The organism is Streptomyces sp. NPDC018000 (genome assembly GCF_044328025.1).
In the GTDB taxonomy this organism is placed as follows: domain Bacteria; phylum Actinomycetota; class Actinomycetes; order Streptomycetales; family Streptomycetaceae; genus Streptomyces.
Genome location: NZ_JBIRGM010000002.1, coordinates 240,607 through 261,160 on the forward strand (window position 1 = coordinate 240,607; position 20,554 = coordinate 261,160).

The 20,554-nt window shown below is 68.1% G+C and carries 16 protein-coding genes; 7 read left to right on the top strand and 9 right to left on the bottom strand.

Annotated features, from left to right (window positions below):
- Positions 1–83: 83 nt before the first annotated feature.
- The 4 genes from ACH4EW_RS05645 to ACH4EW_RS05660 are packed head-to-tail and all read right to left on the bottom strand — an operon-like array spanning position 84 to position 3,629.
- Positions 84–803: an ABC transporter permease gene (locus tag ACH4EW_RS05645; RefSeq protein WP_398251826.1), complete on the bottom strand. Its 720-nt coding sequence runs from the start codon at positions 801–803 to the stop codon at positions 84–86.
- Positions 804–833: 30 nt separating this feature from the next.
- Positions 834–1,745, bottom strand: coding sequence for an ABC transporter ATP-binding protein (locus tag ACH4EW_RS05650; protein ID WP_398251829.1), 912 nt, complete (start codon positions 1,743–1,745; stop codon positions 834–836).
- Positions 1,742–2,650, bottom strand: coding sequence for an ABC transporter permease (locus tag ACH4EW_RS05655; RefSeq protein ID WP_398251831.1), 909 nt, complete (start codon positions 2,648–2,650; stop codon positions 1,742–1,744). The genes ACH4EW_RS05650 and ACH4EW_RS05655 overlap by 4 nt, the downstream gene beginning before the upstream one ends.
- The gene (locus ACH4EW_RS05660) at positions 2,640–3,629 is read right to left on the bottom strand and encodes an ABC transporter ATP-binding protein (protein ID WP_398253283.1); all 990 of its coding nucleotides are present in this window, start codon (positions 3,627–3,629) and stop codon (positions 2,640–2,642) included. The genes ACH4EW_RS05655 and ACH4EW_RS05660 overlap by 11 nt, the downstream gene beginning before the upstream one ends.
- A 292-nt stretch (positions 3,630–3,921) precedes the next feature.
- Here ACH4EW_RS05660 and ACH4EW_RS05665 point away from each other — a divergent pair, with 292 nt between their 5' ends.
- The 6 genes from ACH4EW_RS05665 (at position 3,922) to ACH4EW_RS05690 (ending at position 9,593) form a co-directional block, all read left to right on the top strand.
- Positions 3,922–4,116 carry a hypothetical protein gene (locus ACH4EW_RS05665; RefSeq protein ID WP_398251834.1) on the top strand — a complete coding sequence of 65 codons (195 nt, stop codon included), beginning with the start codon at positions 3,922–3,924 and terminating at the stop codon, positions 4,114–4,116.
- Positions 4,113–5,894, top strand: coding sequence for an SDR family oxidoreductase (locus ACH4EW_RS05670; RefSeq protein ID WP_398251836.1), 1,782 nt, complete (start codon positions 4,113–4,115; stop codon positions 5,892–5,894). Before ACH4EW_RS05665 ends, ACH4EW_RS05670 begins: the two co-directional genes overlap by 4 nt.
- On the top strand, positions 5,891–6,841 hold the full coding sequence (locus ACH4EW_RS05675; RefSeq protein ID WP_398251839.1) for a MerR family transcriptional regulator: 951 nt from the start codon (positions 5,891–5,893) through the stop codon (positions 6,839–6,841). Before ACH4EW_RS05670 ends, ACH4EW_RS05675 begins: the two co-directional genes overlap by 4 nt.
- Positions 6,842–7,034: 193 nt before the next feature.
- On the top strand, positions 7,035–7,577 hold the full coding sequence (locus ACH4EW_RS05680) for an RNA 2'-phosphotransferase (RefSeq protein WP_398251842.1): 543 nt from the start codon (positions 7,035–7,037) through the stop codon (positions 7,575–7,577).
- Between the two features lie 67 nt (positions 7,578–7,644).
- The gene (locus tag ACH4EW_RS05685) at positions 7,645–8,556 is read left to right on the top strand and encodes an LLM class flavin-dependent oxidoreductase (protein ID WP_398251845.1); all 912 of its coding nucleotides are present in this window, start codon (positions 7,645–7,647) and stop codon (positions 8,554–8,556) included.
- 170 nt (positions 8,557–8,726) lie between these two features.
- On the top strand, positions 8,727–9,593 hold the full coding sequence (locus ACH4EW_RS05690) for an HAD hydrolase family protein (protein WP_398251848.1): 867 nt from the start codon (positions 8,727–8,729) through the stop codon (positions 9,591–9,593).
- 54 nt (positions 9,594–9,647) lie between these two features.
- Here ACH4EW_RS05690 and ACH4EW_RS05695 read toward each other — a convergent pair whose 3' ends face one another.
- From ACH4EW_RS05695 to hisC, 5 genes are all read right to left on the bottom strand, one after another.
- Positions 9,648–11,354 carry a GAF domain-containing sensor histidine kinase gene (locus ACH4EW_RS05695; protein ID WP_398251851.1) on the bottom strand — a complete coding sequence of 569 codons (1,707 nt, stop codon included), beginning with the start codon at positions 11,352–11,354 and terminating at the stop codon, positions 9,648–9,650.
- A 57-nt stretch (positions 11,355–11,411) separates the two neighbouring features.
- Positions 11,412–14,930, bottom strand: a complete 3,519-nt coding sequence (gene cydD / locus ACH4EW_RS05700) for a thiol reductant ABC exporter subunit CydD (protein ID WP_398251854.1) — start codon at positions 14,928–14,930, stop codon at positions 11,412–11,414.
- A 79-nt stretch (positions 14,931–15,009) separates the two neighbouring features.
- A complete protein-coding gene (cydB, locus tag ACH4EW_RS05705; RefSeq protein WP_398251857.1) occupies positions 15,010–16,011 on the bottom strand; it encodes a cytochrome d ubiquinol oxidase subunit II in 1,002 nt (333 codons plus the stop codon).
- Between the two features lie 18 nt (positions 16,012–16,029).
- Positions 16,030–17,538 (bottom strand): cytochrome ubiquinol oxidase subunit I, encoded by a 1,509-nt coding sequence (locus ACH4EW_RS05710; RefSeq protein ID WP_398251860.1) that lies wholly within the window; start codon positions 17,536–17,538, stop codon positions 16,030–16,032.
- Positions 17,539–17,843: 305 nt separating this feature from the next.
- On the bottom strand, positions 17,844–18,923 hold the full coding sequence (hisC, locus tag ACH4EW_RS05715) for a histidinol-phosphate transaminase (protein WP_398251863.1): 1,080 nt from the start codon (positions 18,921–18,923) through the stop codon (positions 17,844–17,846).
- Positions 18,924–19,294: 371 nt separating this feature from the next.
- On the opposite strand from hisC, the gene ACH4EW_RS05720 reads away from it, so the two are divergent.
- Positions 19,295–20,407 carry a LacI family DNA-binding transcriptional regulator gene (locus ACH4EW_RS05720; protein WP_398251865.1) on the top strand — a complete coding sequence of 371 codons (1,113 nt, stop codon included), beginning with the start codon at positions 19,295–19,297 and terminating at the stop codon, positions 20,405–20,407.
- The last annotated feature ends 147 nt before the right edge of the window (positions 20,408–20,554 follow it).

Here is a 20,554-nt window from a genome sequence, read left to right on the forward strand (position 1 = left end):
CCCCGCCCAGAAAGCGAGGGTTGACGAAGATCCAAGTGATCAGCGGCGGAGCGCGGGACAGGAATCCGGCGGGAAACTCCCGGTCACTCCTCGCCGGCCAGCTTCAGTGTGCGCAGCTTCTGCCCCGCGTACCAGGTCGCCACCACCGTGACCGCCGCCAGCAGGACCGTCGCGACCGGTAGCCCGACATCGGAGGTGATCGTGCCCGCCCCGCCGACCTTCTCGGCAACCGCGAGAGACCACTGCTGAACGCTGAGCGTACGCGCCCCCGGCACCAGGGTGCCGAACAGGGCTTCCCACACCAGTGCGTAGACAAGGCCGAAGACGACAGCGTGCCGGCTGACGGTGCCCAGCAGCAGGAACAACGCGCTGTACGCGATCGAGGCGACCAGCGCCGCGATGGTGTACGCCACCGCGATCTGCTGGCCGTTGCCGTTGAGGATCAGCCCCGCGACCAGCGTGGGCAACGCGGAGAAGACCATCGTGACGGCGATGGCCACGATCAGCTTGGTGGAGATGATCGTCGGCCGCTTCACCGGCTTGGCCAGCAGATAAACGATCGATCCGTCATCGATCTCGGGACCGATGGCCCCGGTTCCGGCGATCACGCCGATCAGCGGCACCATCGTGGCAATGGCGAAGCCGCCCAGCACATCCGAGGCGACCTGGTCATCTACTCCGGCGAACACCCGTACCGCCACCGCGATGATCAACAGCAGTGCCGGCAGGACGAAGAGAATGGCGGCCCGACGCCGGCCGAGCAGAGCCCGGTAGGTGAGCCGGGCGACTGTGGGGTCGTACATGACGCTTCACAGCTCCTTTCAGGCCACTACTCAGGCCGCTACGAGATAGGAAAAGACCGATTCGAGGGACTCGTCGGACGGCGAAACGGTCAGAAGGCGAATCCCGTGGTCACGTGCGACCTTGGGCAGCAACTCGGTGAAGCGTCCGAAGTCGACCGCCTGGATACGCAGGGCCTGTTCGCCCAGGTCCACCTCGATGCCGGCCGTCGACGGGTCCGCGATGAGCGCGGCAGCGAGGGCGCGGTCGTCACTGGAACGTACGAGATAGCGGTGCGGACGGTCCGTCATCAGTCGGCGGATCTTCCGGAAGTCACCGGACGCCGCGTGCCGTCCCGCCACGATCACCTCGATGTGCGAGGCGAGTTGTTCGACCTCTTCGAGGATGTGGGAGGAGAAGAGCACGGTACGGCCCTGGGCCCCCATCCGCCGCAGCAGCGCCATCAACTGCATCCGCTGGCGCGGATCCATCCCGTTGAACGGCTCGTCGAGCAGCAGCACCGACGGTTCGTGAACCAGGGCGGACGCCATCTTCACGCGCTGGCGCATGCCCTTGCTGTACGTCGAGATCTGGCGGTCCTGCGCGTACTCCATCTCGACCGTGGCCAGCGCCTTCTGCGCCGCCGCATCGTCGAGTCCCTGAAGTTCCGCATTGGCGACGACGAATTCGCGGCCGGTCAGGAAGTCGTACATCCCTTCCCGTTCCGGCACGATCCCGATCTCCTTGTACACCGCTTCATTGCGCCAGATCGGCCGGCCGTCGAGCGTGACCGTGCCCGTCGACGGAGCGAGGAAACCGGCCATCATGTTGATCAGCGTGGACTTTCCCGCGCCGTTGGGGCCGAGCAGCCCGGTGACGCCCGGGCCCACCGTCATGCTCACGTCGTTGACGGCGACCACATTGCCGAACCAGCGCGAGGTGTGGTCGATCTCGATGGTGGTCACAGCCCGACCCTCCGGTAGCGGCGCATCAGTACGGCGTACGAGCCGGCGACGAGCGCGAGAACAACGATCAGATAGACCACGCCGGCCCCCGCCCCCAGTCCTTCCCCTCCGGGGAAGGACGAATTGGCTCCGAGAAACGCGGTCTGTACACCGCCGATCAACGTGATGGGGGAGAACAGCCCCAGCCACTCGATGGCCCCCGCCGAACCCGTCTGCCAGGCAATGGCCTGGATCGTGGAGACCGCGCCGTAGGAGATGGTCAGTACGGCGATCACCGCGGCAACACCGAAACCGCGGCGCGGTGTCAGCGCGGCCATCACCAGGCCCAGTCCGGCGAAAAGCACGGAGAGCAGCGCCACCGACACCAGCCCCTGTCCGAATCCCTTGGTCTGCTCGGCGAAGTCGAACTTCCCGAGCAGTGCGCCCGCGTAGAGGATGACGAGCGGCGTCCCGGTGAGAATGAAGAGCGCGGACGCCATGGCTGCCATTTTGGCAATGACGTAGTCGAAGCGTTCGATCGGCCGGGAGAAGTACAGCGGAACGCTTCTGAAACGCAGGTCTCTGGAAACCGACTGCGGCGCCTGAGCGGCGACGAACAAGCCGATGACAGCCTGCATGTAGATCGCGAAGGACGTGTACTTGATCTGCAGGGCCGTGCTGCCCGGAATGGAGATGGAGACAGCGACGATGATCGCCGCGACCACGCACATCACGCCGAAGAGAAGCATCGGCAGCACCTTGGACTTGGCAGAACGTCCCAGTCCGAAGGCGCCCCGCAGGGACTGCGAGTACAGCGAGCGGCGCGCGTAGCCGCGGCCGAGCCGGGGGCCGTCGTAGGAGCGGTACCCGATGTTGTGGATCCGGGAGGCGTCGCTCCCGCTCACGGCCCCGGTCTCAGTGCTCATCACGACCGCTCCCCTTCTGCTGTACGACCGCGCCGACCGCGGACACGGCCTGCGCCACGACTGCGGCCTGCGGTGCCTCTTCGGTACGGAAGACCTCGGCGATGTGGTGGCGACGCTGCTCCATCCGTACGAGCCCGAGCGCGAGCCCGGCAACGCTGTCGCGCACGATGTCGTACGTCTCCTCGCCGGTCGCCTCGATCAGCAGGATGTGGCCCGCACCGGGCAGCGCCTGCCCGTCGAGACCGTCGTGGCCCACGAGCTTGACACCGGCCCGGGTAAGGACCTGACGCAGCGCGTCGGTGCCGTCCGGGTGGGTGTCGCTGTCGGTCACCTCGACCGCGAGGGTCGTGGTGGTCTGCGTGAAGTCGCTGGTGGAGCTGGAGCGCAGAAGTGTGCCGCCATCGATGACGACGACATGGTCGCAGGTGCGTTCCAGCTCGCCCAGGAGGTGCGAGGTGACCAGGACCGAGATGCCGAAGTCCGTGTATACGCGGCGGATCAGCCCGAGCATCTCGTCGCGGCCGACCGGGTCGAGGCCGTTGGTCGGCTCGTCGAGCAGGACCAGCTGCGGGTCGTGGACCAGTGCCTGGGCCAGTTTCACGCGCTGCTTCATGCCGGTCGAGTAGCCGCCGATGGGGCGGTAGCGCTCCTCGTACAGACCGACGTGGCGCAGTGTGTCGGCGGTGCGCTCGCGTGCTGCCGTCGGCGGCAGTCCGGACATCCGCGCCATGTGGACGACGAACTCGGTGGCCGAGACGTCCGGCGGCAGACAGTCGTGCTCGGGCATGTAGCCGACCCGTTCCCGGATGGCGGCGCCATTGGTGGCGACGTCGAGTCCGAGCACCGAGGCCCGGCCTTCGGTGGCAGGGGACAGACCCAGCAGGATCTTGATCAATGTGGACTTGCCGGCTCCGTTGGAACCCACCAGGCCGGTCACACCGGGTCCGATGTCCAAGGAGAGCCGGTCAAGCGCGGTCACCCGGGGGAACCGCTTGCTCAGGCTTTCGGTCGCGATCACAGTCACGCCTTCGAAGATAGTGGCGAGGACCACACCGGTCGTCAGCCCTGGCGGCTGGATCCGCATCAGACTCCAGGCGTACGGACCCGTAGGGGGGCCACCATGAGGAAGGAGCCCGGAGGCCGGGGAAAGGGTCTCCCCGAGTTGTCCACAGGCCTCCACGCACCTCTTGACGCAGTCGCCGGACATTGTCACATTCATCAGTGTCACGTTACGGACACGTACCGCACACGGCAGGGGAACGGACGGTGGCATGACCTCGGCAGTGAAGGACGCACAGGCCCCAAAGCTGCGGGCGTTCAGGGAAGTACGACGTCTCGCCTACGATTGCGCGGAGGCGGTCGCCGCCCCGGTGGTGACCGGCTCCGAGGCCCGAGAACAGGGCGCCTTCCGGCTGAACGATCTGCCGCATGTGCGGCGCCGGGCCGAGGTGAGGGTGGCGGCATGAGTCTGCAGAGTCTGCCGGGAGCCCGCGAGCGCCGGGTGCGTACGGGCGGAATCGAGTTGTGTGTCGCCGAGTTGGGCAACGAGGGACGGCCGACGATCGTCCTCGTGCACGGCTACCCGGACAGCAAGGAAGTCTGGACGGACGTGGCCAGGCAACTGGCCGACCAGTGGCACGTCGTGCTGTACGACGTACGCGGACACGGTCGGTCCACAGCCCCGGCGCCACTGCGCGGCGGTTTCACCCTGGAAAAGCTCACCGATGACTTTCTGGCCGTCGCCGACGCGGTGAGCCCGGACCGGCCGGTGCATCTGGTCGGGCACGACTGGGGGTCGGTCCAGTCCTGGGAGTTCGTCACGGTCAAGCGCACCGAGGGCCGGATCGCCTCGTTCACGTCGATGTCCGGGCCTTCCCTGGACCATTTCGGGCATTGGATCAAGCAACGGATGACCCGGCCCACCCCGCGCCGTGTCGGCCAGCTGCTCGGCCAGGGCGCCAAGTCCTGGTACATCTACCTGCTGCATACGCCGGTCCTGCCCGAGCTCGCCTGGCGCGGCCCGCTCGGCAAGCAGTGGCCGCGAATTCTCCGGCGACTGGAGAAGGTGCCCGCGGGCGACTATCCGACGCCCTCCCTGCCCGACGATGCGGCGCACGGCGCCTGGCTCTACCGCGACAACGTCCGGGCCCGGCTGCGCAGACCCCGTACCGACGCCTATGCGCATGTTCCGGTCCAGCTGATCACGCCGACCGGCGACATCTTCCTGTCGGAGAAGCTGTACGACCAACTGGATCTGTGGACCCCCCAGTTGCTACGTCGCTCCCTGCCGGGCAAGCACTGGGTGCCGCGCACCAGACCGGACCGGCTCGCCTCCTGGATCAGTGAGTTCGTCGCAGCCACCGAGGCAGCTCAGGAGGACGGCCGGCCGATGCAGGACACCGCGCCGGCCGGGGCGTACGCGGACAGGTTCGGCGGACAGTTGGTCCTTGTGACGGGCGCGGCCGACGGCATCGGACAGGCCACCGTTTTCGCCTTCGCCGAGGCGGGCGCACGGGTGGTGGCCGTGGACCGGGATGCGGAGGGGGCAGCCAGGACGGCGGAGATGGCCCGGCTGATCGGCTCCCCGGCAGCCTGGGGCGAAGCGGTCGACGTCAGCGACGAACAGGCGATGGAGAAGCTGGCCGAGAAGGTCGCCACCGAGTACGGCATCGTCGACGTCCTGGTCAACAACGCAGGGATCGGCCTGTCCGGCTCCTTCCTGGAGACCACGAGCGAGGACTGGAGGAATGTCCTCGACGTCAATCTGTGGGGGGTCATCCACGGCTGCCGGATCTTCGGCAAGCAGATGGCCGAACGCGGCCAGGGCGGCCATATCGTCAACACGGCTTCCGCCGCCGCCTATCAGCCTTCCCGAGTGCTGCCCGCGTACAGCACCTCCAAGGCGGCCGTGCTGATGCTCAGCGAGTGTCTGCGGGCCGAGCTCGCCGACCGGTCGATCGGGGTCAGCGCGATCTGCCCCGGCATCGTCAACACGAACATCACCGCGACAACGCACTTCGCAGGTGCCGACGCCGCGGAGGAGAAACGTCTGCAGAAGCGGACCGGCCGGTTGTACGGGCTGCGCAACTATCCGCCGGAGAGGGTTGCCGACGCGATCCTCAAGGCGGTGGTGCGCAATCAGGCCGTCGTGCCGGTGACACCAGAGGCCCGCGGCGCCCGGTTCCTGTCCCGGTTCAGCCCCGGTGCGCTGCGCAGAATCGCCCGGCTGAAGCCGCCGCTGTGAGCGGCCCCGGGCAGTCGTCGGCGGTGGCCGGCCGATCCTCCGCCGAGTACCGGATCGAGGACCTGGCGCATGCGAGCGGCGCCACGGTCCGTACGATCCGCGCCTACCAGGACCGCGGCCTGCTGCCGACGCCGGAACGGCGCGGCCGGGCCAATATGTACCGGGACACCCACCTCGCCCGGCTCCGGCAGATCGCCGATCTGCTGGATCGCGGCTACACCCTGGCCAGCATCAAGGAACTCCTGGAGGCCTGGGACACGGGCCGCGGTCTGGGCGGGGTGCTCGGGCTCGTCGCCGAGGTGCACGGCCCCTGGTCGGATGAACGGGCCGACCGGATCACCCTGGCCGAGCTGAACACCAGGTTCGGCGGCAGCCCGTACGACGAGACGGTCGCCGAGGCGGTGGAGCTCGGCGTAATCGAACGCATCCCGGGCCAGGATGACGAGTTCCTGGTTCCGAGCCCTCACGAGCTCGCAGTGGTAGTCGAGTTGTACGCAGCCGGTGTGCCGCTCAGCGCAATCTCGCACCATCTGACGGAACTTCGCCGTCAGGTCGAGCAGATCGCCTCGCGCTTCCTGGAGTTCACCACGGAGCACGTCTTCGCGCGATATCTCGGCCACCGCCGGCCTACGGACTTGTACGCGGCGGACGCGGCCGCAATGGTGCGCAGGCTGCGTCCGCTTGCTCAGCACACGATTGACGCCGAACTGGCGTGTGCGATGCGTACGTTCGCCACCCGGCACCTGCAGCGCCATCTCGGTGCTGATACCCCGCTCGCCTCAGAGACCTCGACATCGGCGACGCCCAAGGTGGATCTCCCAACGGAGACAATTCGCTCCGTACAACGGCTCGTTGGTCCGGAGAACGTGTCCGCCTTCATCGCGGCAGCGGCGGAACGCGAGGTGCAGTCAAGGACTTTGGATGCGCTAGCGCCATCCACCGGGTAAAGTAAGACATATTACCCAAATCGTTTGATTCTTCGGCGACTTGTCCACAGAATCGCCAATTAGCCTGTGGATAAGTCAAGTTCGCTGTGGATCAAACCTGTGGACGAAAATTGCTACAGCGAATAAAATTACTGTAGTGAATCGGGGTGAAATCCGGATGCGAGTGAGCAACCGCCGCGGGCACTCTGACGGGATGGACGACAAACGCACTGTGAAGGTGTCCAAGTACCTCTCGAAGCACCTGCGGCACCAACCGGAGCGGATCGGAATCACACTCGACGCCAACGGCTGGGTGACGATCGACGAACTGCTGCGCGCCACCGCTCGCAACAGCTTCCCCCTCACCCGGGCCGAACTCGACCACGTCGTCGCCGTCAACGACAAGCAGCGCTTCGCCGTGGAGGACGGCCGCATTCGTGCGAGCCAGGGCCACACCGTCCCGGTCGATCTCGCTCTTCCGCCGGCCGAGCCGCCCGCTTACCTCTACCACGGCACGGTGGGCCGTGCGCTGGACGCGATCCGCAGCGAGGGCCTGCGCCCCATGGACCGCACACACGTCCATCTCTCACCCGACCGCGAGACGGCGACGGCGGTCGGCGCCCGGCGCGGCCGCCCCGTCGTCCTGTCGGTGGACGCGGCCGCGATGCGCCGCGCGGGCCACACCTTCTACGTCAGCGCCAACGGAGTCTGGCTCACCGCTGCCGTACCGCCCGCGTTCCTGCGTTTGCGCGACTGATCCCACGGCCGGTCCGCCAGTGCTGGTGCGCCTCCACGAAGGCGGGCCCACCGGTTTTCGGACCCGTATGGTCGTAGCCATGCGTCTGAGCACTGTGATTCTTCCTGTCCACCGCTGGAGCGAGGGCCAAAAGGTCTGGCAGCGCGCCGAGGAAATAGGGTTCCACGCCGCCTACACCTACGACCATCTGTCGTGGCGGACCTTCCGCGACGGCCCGTGGTTCGGCGCGGTACCGACCCTCACCGCCGCGGCTGCCGCCACACGGCGAATGCGCCTGGGCACCCTCGTCACCTCCCCCAACTTCCGGCACCCCGTCACGCTCGCCAAGGACCTCATAACGCTGGACGACGTCTCCGACGGACGCGTCACCCTTGGCATCGGCGCGGGCGGCAACGGCTTCGATGCCACGACGCTGCGCCGGAGCGGCGAGCAGGCGTGGACGCCGCGCGAGCGGGCCGACCACTTCGATGAGTTCGTACCGCTGCTCGACCAGCTGCTGCGGGAGCCCTCGGTGACATACGAAGGCCGGTTCTACGCGGCGAACGAGGCCCGGAGCATCCCCGGCTGTGTGCAGCGGCCCCGGCTGCCGTTCGCAGTGGCCGCCACCGGGCCTCGCGGGATGAAGCTCGCTGCGCAGTACGGCCAGGCCTGGGTCACCACGGGCGACCCGAAGCTGTACGAAGCGGGCACCCCGGAGCAGTCCGTCGAGGCCATCCGCGGGCAGCTCACCAAGCTGGGCACGGCCTGCGAGTCCGTCGACCGCGATGTCGCCGAGCTGGACAAGATCCTTCTCACCGGTTTCACACCGGACCGCCCGCTGCGATCCTTCGACGCCTTCGTGGATTTCGCGGGCACTCACTTCGGACTGGGCTTCACGGAGATCGTCATTCACTGGCCGATCCCCGACTCCGACTTCGCGGCGGACGAGAAGGTCTTCGAGCGGATCGCCACCGAGGGCCTGGCCCAGCTCGGCCGCTGACAGGCCCGGCACGGCCGCCGACCGGACCGACGCGCCGCGCCGATCGACGCGGCGCGACCGCTCAGGACCGTTGGCATATGCATAAGGCATGTTCTCCTGGTCAAGGGCGCGCATCCTCATATGTGCGCCCCTGTGCACGCCCGTGCGCCTTCGTACGCGAGAATGGGCGCGTGACCTCAGCTACCGACTCGCCTTCGCCTGCTGCTCCCCGGCTGATCGCCACCGACCTGGACGGCACTCTGCTGCGCGACGACAAGACGGTCTCGGACCGTACGGTCGCCGCACTCGCCGCCGCCGAGGAGGCCGGTATCGAGGTCTTCTTCGTCACCGGACGCCCGGCCCGCTGGATGGATGTCGTCAGCGACCATGTCCACGGCCACGGCCTGGCGATCTGCGCGAACGGCGCCGCGGTCGCGGATCTGCACGCGGACGGCAAACTGGTCAAGGTCCGCCCGCTGGAGCGCGACATCGCCCTCGACGTCGTGCACACACTGCGCGCCGCCGCCCCCGGCACCTCCTTCGCAGTCGAACTGACCACCGGCATCCACTACGAACCGGCCTACCCGCCCTTCCAGGTGGACCCGGGTGCCACCGTCGCCATCGCCGAGAAGCTGCTCCACGAGGAGACGCCAGGCACCGGCGCCCCCGTGCTGAAGCTCCTCGCCCACCACGCCGAACTGGCCCCGGACGACTTCCTCGCCCTGGCCCGAACGGCAGCAGGCGGCCTGGCCTCCTTCACTCGGTCCAGCCCAACGGCCCTGTTGGAAGTCAGTGGCCCCGGAGTCTCCAAAGCCAGCACCCTGGCGCTCTGCTGCGCCGAGCGCGGCATCTCTCCCGCCGAGGTCGTCGCCTTCGGAGACATGCCCAACGACGTGGACATGCTGCGCTGGGCGGGCACGTCGTACGCGATGGGCAACGCCCACCCGGCCGCACTCACCGCTGCCTCCGGCCGGACCGCCACCAACAGCGACGACGGCGTCGCGGTTGTCATCGAGCGGATCCTCGCCGAGCGCCGGACGTTTGATGCGGCACGCTGAGGCCCGCGCCCGGCAGCGCCTTTGCCGGCCGGGCCCCTGAGCGCCCGACCGCCCTCAGATCGGCGCTTCCCACACCACCGTCGTGCCGCACCCGTTCTCCCCGATACCGGGCCCGAACCAGCTCGCACCGCCGAGGGATTCCGCCCGGCTCGCCAGATTCCGCAGCCCGCTGCGCCGGCCACCCTCCGGGATACCCACCCCGTCGTCGGCAACCGACAGCCGCACCGCGTCCCTCCCGTCGGGAAGCGTGGCGGTCGCATCGACGACCACGTCGATCAACGACGCCTCGGCATGCCGGAAGGCGTTGGACAGCGCCTCCCGCAGCGCAGCGATCAGGTTTTTGCCGGTCAGCTCGCCGACCAGCGAGTCGACCGGGCCGAGGAAGCGGTGCGAAGGCTTGAAGCCCAGCGGCACCGCCGCCATGTTGATCTCGCGCAGCACACGGGTCCGCAGCCCGGACGGCGCCTCGGCCGGTTCCTGCTGAAGTGCGAAGATCGCGGTACGGATCTCCTGGATGGTCACGTCCAGTTCGTCAACCGCCCGGCCGACACCCGTCTGCACCTCGGGCACGACCGACCGGCGCTGGGCGCTCTCCAACATCATCCCGGTGGCGAACAGCCGCTGGATCACCAGGTCGTGCAGATCGCGGGCGATCCGGTCGCGGTCCTCGTACACCGCGAGCCGCTCCCGGTCCCGCTGTGCCTCGGCCATCATCAGCGCGAGTGCGGCCTGCGAGGCGAACTGGGTGGCAAGAGTCCGTTCCGTCTCCGTGAACGGTCTCTCGCCCCGGGCGCGAGGGGTGGCGAGCGCGCCCAGCACCCGTCCACCGCTGTGCAGGGGCAGCAGCATGTTGGGGCCGAACCGGTGGGCCAGCGTGGAGACCATGCGGGGATCGTCGGCCGAGTCGTCCACGAAGACCGCCTCACCGCGCAGCAGCTTCGCCACCACCGGGCTCTCCGGCCCGATGATCAGCCCCAACTGGGCGGCGGTGTTGTCCGCGGAGACGGCGACGATCTCCAAGCCGCCCTCCTCGGTCGGCAGCAGCACGATCCCGGCGGCGGACGCGGCGAGACGGCGGGCCTGTTCGGCAACGACGGAGAGCGCGTCATCGGCGTCACCGCCGGACAGCAGGGCGGTGGTCACGGCCACCGAGCCGTCGATCCACCGCTCGCGCTGGCGTGCCGCTTCGTACAGCCGGGCGTTGCCGATGGCTATCCCGGCCTCCGTGGCGAGTACGCGCACCATGTGCAGGTCGTAGTCGTTGAACTCGCCCCCGTCGCACTTCTCGGCCAGATAGAGATTTCCGAAGATCTCTCCCTGTACCCGGATCGGGACGCCGAGGAAGCTCCGCATCGGCGGATGGCCGGGCGGGAAGCCGGCGAACCTCGGATCGGCCGTCAGATCGGCCAGCTTCACCGGTACCGGGGCGTGGATCAGTGCGCCGAGCAATCCCCGGAGCCCGTCCGGGCGGTGGCCGATCTTGTGCGCCACCTCGTCCGAAACTCCGTACGTGACGAAATCGGAGAGCCCCGCACCCTCCTCGTCGACAACGCCGATGGCGGCGTAGCGGGAGTGGGCGAGGTCCGCTGCCGTCTCGCAGATCCGGTCAAGGGTGGAGTGCAGTTCGAGGCCCGTGCCGACGGAACGCATGGCTTCCAGCAGCTGCGGTACACGGGCGGTGAGTTCGGTGGACAGGCCCTGCAGGCTGCGGGTCGCCTGTGTCGCGGCTTCGAGTGAGTCCTTCGGCTCCTGCTCTGGCATACCTCGAGACTAGTTAGTCCCTATTGGTGGGGAAAGTCGGCTATCGTGCCGTCCTGCTCATGCCCGCACACCCACGGCTTCTTCGGGCACCCCTACGGTCTCCCGCTCACGCTCCAGCATCCGGCGCAACGGCCCCTCCTCAGCGGCGAGATCGGCGTACGGTCCCCGCTGCACGACCCGGCCGGCATCCAGCACCACCACCTCATCGACGGCTTCGAGCCCTTGGAGGCGGTGGGTGATCAATACCGTCGTACGCCCCCGGGTGGCGGCCAGCAGGTCCGCGGTCAGTGCGTCGGCGGTCGCCAGGTCGAGATGTTCCGCGGGCTCGTCGAGAACGAGTACGGGAAAGTCGGCGAGGAGCGCCCGGGCCAGGGCGAGGCGCTGGCGCTGGCCGCCGGAGAGGCGTGCGCCGTGTTCGCCGACGAGGGTGTCGAGCCCGTCGGGCAGCGCCTCGGCCCAGTCGAGCAGCCGAGCCTGGTCGAGAGCGTCCCGCAGTTCCTCATCCGTCGCTTCGGTACGGGCCAGCCTGAGGTTCTCCCGGATGGAACTGTCGAAGATATGGGCGTCCTGGGCACACAGCCCGACGAACTGCCGGACCGTGTCCCCCTCCAGCGCGGAGGCCTCGACACCGCCGATCCGGTACGTCCCCGCCCGTGCGTCCAGGAAGCGGAGCAGGACCTGCGCGAGGGTCGTCTTCCCCGAGCCGGAGGGCCCGACGACGGCAATGCGCCGGTCGGCCGTCAGCCTCAGGTCGACGGCGTCCAAGGCATCCCGCTCGGCTCCCGCGTACCGTGCCGACAGCCCCTTTACCTCCAGCGGGAAGGGCGATTCGGGTGTCTCGGCCGGGCTGCCGGGTTCGCGCACGGGCAGCGGGGCGTCCAGCACCTCGTACACCCGCTCCGCACTCCGCTTGACCCGCTGCCGGTACTGCACGGCGAGCGGCAGACCGGTCACGGCCTCGAAGGCGGCCAGCGGCGTGAGTACCACCACCGCGAGATCCACGCCCGCAAGCCGCCCGTCGTACACGGCGGGGAGGGCGACGAGCGCGGTGGTGACGACGGTGAGGCCGCTGATCAGAGCGATGAGACCGCCGCCGAGCGCGGTGGCGGTGGCCGCGCGGGCAGCTATGCGAGTCAGGACGCCGTCGGCCTCCTGGGTCCGCTCCGAGCAGGTGGGCAGGGCGCCCGCAACGGTCAGTTCGGCGGTCCCGCCGAGCAGGTCCGTGATCCGGGTGGCCAGATCGGCGCGTGCCGGAGCCAGTTGGCGTTCCGCGTGGCGGGAGCAGGCGCCGCTGATCAACGGCACTCCCACTCCGGCCAGCAGCAGCCCGGCGGCCAGCACGACGCCTGCCGCAGGCAGCAGACAGCCGATGAATCCGGCGGCCGCCGCCCCTACGACGACGGCGGTCCCGGCCGGCAGCAGCCAGCGCAGCCAGTAGTCCTGCAAGGCGTCGACATCGGCGACGAGCCGGGAGAGCAGGTCCCCGCGCCGGGTGCGGCGCAGACCGGCCGGCGCGATGCGCTCCAGCCCTCGGTAGACCGCGACGCGCAGCTCGGCGAGCATCTTGAGCACGGCGTCGTGCGACACCAGGCGCTCGGCGTAGCGGAAGACGGCTCGGCCGATACCGAAAGCACGGGTCGCGGTAACAGCGACCATCAGATAGAGCACCGGGGGCTGTTCGGAGGCGCGGGAGATCAGCCAGCCGGAGACAGCCATGAGTCCGACGGCCGAGCCCAGGGCGAGGCTTCCCAGCAGCAGCGCGAGCGCCAGCCGTCCGCGCTGTGCCCCTGCGGCCTCCCTGACCCGGGCCAAAACCTGACCCGAGCGGGCCGCGGTGTCCCGCAGCGCACCGGGCTCCGGTACCGCGTCACTTTCGTCGGCGGGTGCGCTTGTCGGCTGTGGCACCGCGGCGGACGTCTCGGGCTTCTCCGGCCGAAGTGTCACGCCCGGTTCCAGTGTCACCACCCGGTCGGCCACCGAGAGCAGCGCCGGGCGGTGCACGACCAGCAGCACGGTCCGTCCCTCCGCCAGTCTCCGTACCGCCTCGACGATGCCCGCTTCCGTCTCGCCGTCCAGGCTCGCGGTCGGCTCGTCGAGCAGCAGCAGCGGCCGGTCGGCGAGGAAGGCCCGGGCGAGCGCGAGACGCTGGCGCTGGCCGGCGGAGAGGCCCGAACCGTCCTCGCCGAGAAGCGTCTGCGCGCCGTCCGGCAGTTCCGCCACGAAGTCGTGTGCCCCCGCGTCCCGCAGCGCCGCCATCACGGCGTCGTCGTCCGCGTCCGGCCGGGCCAGCCGTACGTTCTCCGCGATCGTGCCCGCGAAGAGATACGGGCGCTGCGGCACCCAGGCAATCCGTTCCCGCCAGCGCTCGGGTGCCATTGTCGCCAGATCGACGCCCCCGATCCGTACCCGTCCCTCGTCGGGTGCCGTGAATCCCAGCACCACATCGAGCAGAGTGGACTTCCCCACGCCGCTCGGGCCGACCAGGGCAACTATCTCTCCCTCGTCCACCATCAACGAGGCTCTGTCCAGGGAAGGTTCGGTACGGCCCTCGTGTCGTACGGTCACCCCCTCCAGCTCAAGCCGCAGCGACTCCGGAATGTCCGCAGTCCCGCCCGGCCGGGGCTCGGTCTCCAGGACCGAGAAGATCTCCTCCGCGGCCGAGAGCCCCTCGGCAGCCGCGTGATACTGCGCGCCAACCTGGCGGATCGGCAGATAGGCCTCGGGCGCCAGGATCAGCACCACCAGGCCGGTGTAGAGGTCGAGCTCGCCGTTCACGAGCCTCATGCCGATAGTGACGGCGACAAGGGCCACCGACAGGGTCGCGAACAGCTCCAGTGCGAAGGACGACAGGAACGCAATCCGCAGCGTCCGCAGCGTGGCCCGCCGGTACTGCGAGGTGATGGTGCGGATGGATTCGGCCTGTGCCTTGGCCCGGCCGAAGACCTTCAGCGTCGGCAGTCCGGCGACCACATCGAGGAAGTGCCCGGAGAGCCGGGACAACAGCTGCCACTGGCGGTCCATCCGCGACTTGGTGGCCAAGCCGATCAGGATCATGAAGAGCGGGATGAGTGGCAGTGTGACCACGATGATCACTGCCGAGACCCAGTCCTCGGTGACGATCCTGGCAAGGACCGCCACCGGGACGACCACCGCGAGTCCGAGCTGCGGCAGATAGCGCGCGAAGTAGTCATCGAGGACGTCGACACCACGGGTGGCGAGCGCAACCAGGGAGCCGGTGCGCTGCCCGCTCAGCCAGCCGGGCCCGAGCGCCGCGGCCCGCTCCAGAAGTCGGCCGCGGAGTTCGGACTTGACCGCCGCACTGGCCCGGTACGCGGCCAGTTCGGTCAGCCAGGAGACCAGCCCCCGGCCGAGCGCGACGGCCGCAAGCAGGATCAGCGGAGTCCGCAGTCCGGAGACGGTCAGTCCGTCCTCGAACCCGCCCACCACCACTTCGGCGATGAGCATGGCCTGGGCGATGACCAGCGCCGCCCCGACAACTCCGAGTGCCACCACTGCTGCCAGGAAGAGGCGAGTGGCGCGGGCGTAGCGGAACAGGCGCGGGTCGATCGGTTTCACGTGAAACAGCCCCCAGTGAGCTCGGTCGGCGGATCAGGGCCTGCCCGGCGGTTCAGGGTCGGACAGGCCCCAGGTGCGTTCAGTGGGCTTCGGCGATGTGCTGCGTACCGATGCGCTTACGGAACACCCAGTACGTCCAGCCCTGGTAGAGCAGGACGATCGGGGTGGCGATCCCTGCGCACCAGGTCATGATCTTCAGCGTGTACGGGGTGGACGAGGCGTTGGTGACCGTGAGGCTCCAGGCGTCGTTCAGCGAGGACGGCATGACGTTCGGGAAGAGCGTCAGGAAGAGCATCGCGACCACACCCACGATGGTCACGCCGGAGAGCGCGAACGACCAGCCTTCACGTCCCGCCGCGACCGCGCCGATCGCACTGACCAGCGCCACCACGGCGATGATCATCGCCAGCAGGCTCCAGCCGTCGCCGTTGTCGATCTGGGTCCAGATCAGGAAGCCGAGTGCGAGCACCGCGGTGACCGGCCCCAGCTTGAGCGCCAGCTTGCGCGCCCGCTCCCGGATGTCCCCGACGGTCTTGAGCCCCGCGAACACCGCACCGTGGAAGGTGAAGAGGGAGAGCGTGACCAGTCCACCGAGGATGGCGTACGGGTTGAGCAGATCCCAGAAGTTACCTACGTACTCCATGCTGGCATCGATCTTCACGCCGCGCACTATGTTCCCGAAGGCGACGCCCCAGAGCAGGGCCGGGATCAGCGAGGTCCAGAAGATCGCGTGTTCCCAGTTGGTCTGCCACCTCTCCTCGGGACGCTTCGACCGGTACTCGAAGGCGACGCCCCGCACGATCAGACAGACCAGGATGATCAGCAGCGGCAGATAGAAGCCGGAGAACAGGGTGGCATACCACTCGGGGAAGGCGGCGAAGGTTGCACCGCCCGCGGTGAGCAGCCATACCTCGTTGCCGTCCCAGACAGGCCCGATCGTATTGATCAGGACCCTCCGCTCCTTGCGGTCGCGGGCCAGCAGCTTGGTGAGAACACCGATCCCGAAGTCGAATCCCTCCAGGAAGAAGTAGCCGGTCCAGAGGACGGCGATGAGTACGAACCAGACGTCGTGGAGTTCCATCTCTCAGCTCCTCTGCTCTCAGTAGGAGAAGGCCATCGGCCGGTCGGCGTCACGGTCGTCGCCGCCGATCTTGGTAGGCGGGTTGAGGTCGGCCTCCGTGAGCTCCGGCGGTCCGGCCTTGATGTACTTCACAAGCAGCTTGACCTCGATCACCGCGAGCGCGGCGTAGAGCAGGGTGAAGCCGATCATCGAGGTGAGCACCTCGGCCTGCGAGACGCCGGGGGAGACCGCGTCGCGGGTCTCGAACACGCCGTAGACGACCCAGGGCTGGCGGCCCATCTCGGTGAAGATCCAGCCCCAGGAGTTGGCGATCAGCGGGAAGAGCAGCGTCCAGAGCGCGAGGATCCAATAGCACTTGGTGAGCTTCGGACTGAGGGCCTTGTTCCTGAAGAGGACCAGATGGGGCACTTCGTCCTCACCGGTCCGCATCGCCGGCGGCAGCAGGAACTTCCGCCGCGTCAGCCACAGTCCGAGGAGACCGAGGGCGAAGGACGCCATCCCGAAGCCGATCATCCAACGGAAGCTCCAGAACGCGACCGGGATGTTGGGGCGGTAGTCGCCGGGGCCGAACTTCTCCTGCTCGGCCTTGTTGATGTCGTTGATGCCGGGGACGTACGAGTTGAAATCGCCGTCCGCGAGGAAGGAAAGTACCCCCGGAATGGAGACCTCGACGGTGTTGTGCCCCTTGGCCACGTCACCGACCGCGAAGAGCGAGAAGGGCGCCGAGTCCTGCCCCTCCCAGAGCGCCTCAGCGGCGGCCATCTTCATCGGCTGCTGCTTGAACATGACCTTGCCGAGCTGGTCACCGCTGATGGCGGTGAGCAGTCCAGCGATCGCCACGGTGACCAGTCCGAGCCGCAGCGAGGTCCGCATCACCGGAATGTGCTTCTTGCGCGCCAAATGGAAGGCGGCGATGCCGACCATGAACGCGCCTCCGACGAGGAAGGCAGCGGTAATGGTGTGGAAGAACTGGGCAACCGCGGTGTTCTGGGTGAGCACCTGCCAGAAGTCGGTGAGCTCGGCCCGGCCGCGCTCCTCGTTGATCTCGTAGCCGACCGGATGCTGCATCCAGGAGTTGGCCGCCAGGATGAAGTACGCAGACAGGAAGGTCCCGATGGAGACCATCCAGATACAGGCGAGATGGATCTTCTTCGGCAGCCTGTCCCAGCCGAAGATCCACAGTCCGATGAACGTGGACTCGAAGAAGAAGGCGATGAGTGCCTCGAAGGCGAGCGGGGCGCCGAAGATGTCGCCGACGAAGCGCGAGTAGTCGGACCAGTTCATGCCGAACTGGAACTCCTGGACGATGCCGGTGACGACACCCATGGCGATGTTGATCAGGAAGAGCTTGCCCCAGAACTTCGTCGCTCTGAGGTACTTCTCGTTGTTCGTCCGGACCCAGGCGGTCTGCAGGCCGGCGGTGAGCGCGGCGAGAGAGATCGTCAGTGGGACGAACAGGAAGTGGTAGACGGTGGTGATACCGAACTGCCATCGCGCCAGGGTTTCCGGCGCCAGAGCTAGCTCCACGTCGTCTTCTCCTTACGTCGCCGTAGTCACACCGGCAGTTTGCCCTTTAAATCCGATTAGTCACGGGAGGAAACAAGACACGCTTGTGAACGCGTTCACATTCACAAACAATTATGACGCACGGACTTTCGGGACGTTCGGGCGGGGTACCCCTCTTGGGATGTTCCGATCAATCTGCCCCGAAGCAGACAACCGGGAAGCTGCGTTCCGGGCACCTCTCAGGCCTCGAACGCAGAGGCCCCGTACCTCGACGAACGAGGTACGGGGCCCTGACCTTCCGGTGTGCGCAGGCGGCCTGTGCCGCTCTACAGCGCCTGGCGGTACGACTCCGTCACCTTCAGGAACAGGTCGTTCGCCTCCTCCTCCCCGATCGAGACGCGCACACCCTCGCCCGCGAATGGCCTGACCACCACGCCGGCCCGCTCGCACATCGCCGCGAAGTCGGCGGTACGGTCCCCGAGCCGCAGCCAGACGAAGTTCGCCTGGGACTCCGGCACGGCCCACCCCTGGTCCGCCAGCGTCCGCTGCACCCGGTCGCGCTCGCACACCAAGGAGCCGACCCGCCCCAGCAGTTCGTCCTCGGCACGCAGCGAGGCCACCGCCGCGTCCTGTGCAAGCTGGCTGACCCCGAAGGGCACCGCCGTCTTGCGCAGCGCGGCCGCCACCGGCTCGTGGGCAACGGCGAAACCGACCCGCAGACCGGCCAGTCCGTACGCCTTGGAGAACGTCCGCAGCACCGCCACATTGGGCCGGTCCCGGTAGATCTCGATGCCGTCCGGCACCTCGACGTCGCGGATGAACTCCCTGTACGCCTCGTCGAGCACCACCAGGACATCGCCCGGCACCCGGTCCAGGAACCGCTCCAGCTCGGCCCGGCGCACCACGGTGCCGGTCGGGTTGTTCGGGTTGCAGACGAAGATCATCCGGGTGCGGTCCGTGATCGCGTCCGCCATCGCGTTGAGGTCGTGCACCTCACCGTCGGTCAGCGGCACCTTCACCGAGGTCGCACCGCTGACCTGCGTGATGATCGGGTAGGCCTCGAAGGAGCGCCAGGCATAGATGACCTCGTCGCCCGGGCCCGAAGTGGCCTGGAGCAGTTGTTGCGCCACACCGACCGAGCCGGTTCCGGTGGCGAGGTGCGAGACGGGCACGCCGAAACGGTCGGCCAGCTCGTTCATCAGACCGGTGCAGGCCATGTCCGGGTAGCGATTGAAGTTCGCAGCCGCGGCCAGTGCGGACTCCATCACCCCGGGCAACGGCGGATACGGGTTCTCGTTGGAGGACAGCTTGAACGCAACCGGCCCGCCGGCGGCAGCCGGCTTGCCCGGTACATAGGCGGGGACGCCGTCCAGCTCGGCGCGCAGCTTGGGGCTCGTCTCACTCACCGCAGGTCCTCCTCGACCGTCTGTACACATCAATACTGCTCACCTTATGAGGATCGAGCGCTGCTGCGAATGGCCGGAGCGTCCACTCGTCCGGTGCGACCGGGAATGGGGGGAGCGCTTTCTCTGACTGATGTGCGCCGGTGGCTCACTCCGTGGCGCGCGTCCCTCGAAGAGGTGAGATGAGGACTCTTCGAGACATCGACCATTTAGTAGGCCCATCGGGTTCGATGCATGACACACTGTGGGAGATCCCGTCAACGCCCTTAATTTGCAAGACATTTGACCCTTTATGATCATGCAGAAACGTGCCTGTCGACGAGTGAATATGCGACCAGGCCAACCTCCCGTCCGAGACCTAATATCGGCTCGCCATGACAGCAGCAGGGAAACACCACGTGAGCCGGACGGAGACACCCCGGCGCGGCGGTCGGCAAGGACGAGCGGGAATCCGGGATGTGGCCGCCGCCGCCGGGGTCTCCATCACGACCGTCTCCGACGCGCTCAACGGCAAGGGCAGGCTCCCGGACGCCACCCGCCGCCATGTCCGCGAGGTCGCAGAGCGCCTGGGCTACCGCCCTTCCGCCGCGGCCCGAACCCTCCGTACCGGGAAGTCCGGCCTCATCGGCCTGACCGTGACGACCTACGGGGACGAACCTTTCACCTTCACCGAATTCGCCTACTTCGCCGAGATGGCCAGAGCGGCCACCTCCGCCGCGCTCGCCCGCGGCTACGCCCTCGTCATCCTGCCGGCCACCTCACGCCACGACGTCTGGTCGAACGTCGCTCTCGACGGCACCGTCGTGATCGACCCCTCCGACCAGGACCCGGTCGTCACGGAGCTCGTACGCCAAGGGCTGCCCGTCGTCTCGGACGGACGTCCGGCCGGAACCCTTCCGGTCACCGCCTGGGTCGACAACGACCACCGAGCCGCCGTGCTCGACCTGCTCGACCATCTCGCCGCCGCCGGGGCCCGCCGCATCGGCCTGCTCACCGGCACCACCACCGACACGTACACCCGCCTCTCCACCACCGCGTACCTGCATTGGTGCGAGCGCGTGGGCCAGGAACCGGTGTACGAGTCCTACCCCGCCCACGACCCGCGCGCGGGTGCGGTCGCCGCCGACCGGCTCCTCGCCCGCCCGGACCGGCCCGACGCCGTCTACGGGCTTTTCGATCCCAATGGCACCGATCTGCTGGCAGCCGCGCGCCGGTACGGTCTGCGCGTCCCTGAGGACCTTCTGCTGGTCTGTTGCAGCGAGTCCACCGTGTACGCGACGACCGAGCCCCCCATCACCACACTCTCGCTAAAGCCGCGCAGAATCGGCACGGCGGTCGTCCAGCTCCTGATCGACGCCATCGAAGGCGTGGATCAGGACGGACCGGTGGAGCAGGTCGTACCGACAGAACTCATCGTCCGGACCTCCTCGCAACGCCGTCCGCCCCGCACCACGGTCAGCGCACCGCGCTCCCCCGCCGGGGATTGATCAGGCCAATTCGGACCAAACGGCCGGTGAACCTGATGTGCGCCCGGATTCACCACCCCTGGTGCGTCACACAGCACGATCCGCATTCCTATGATGGGGCGCACGACACCGCGGACCGCCCGACCAGCAGGGCCCGTCAGGTGTACG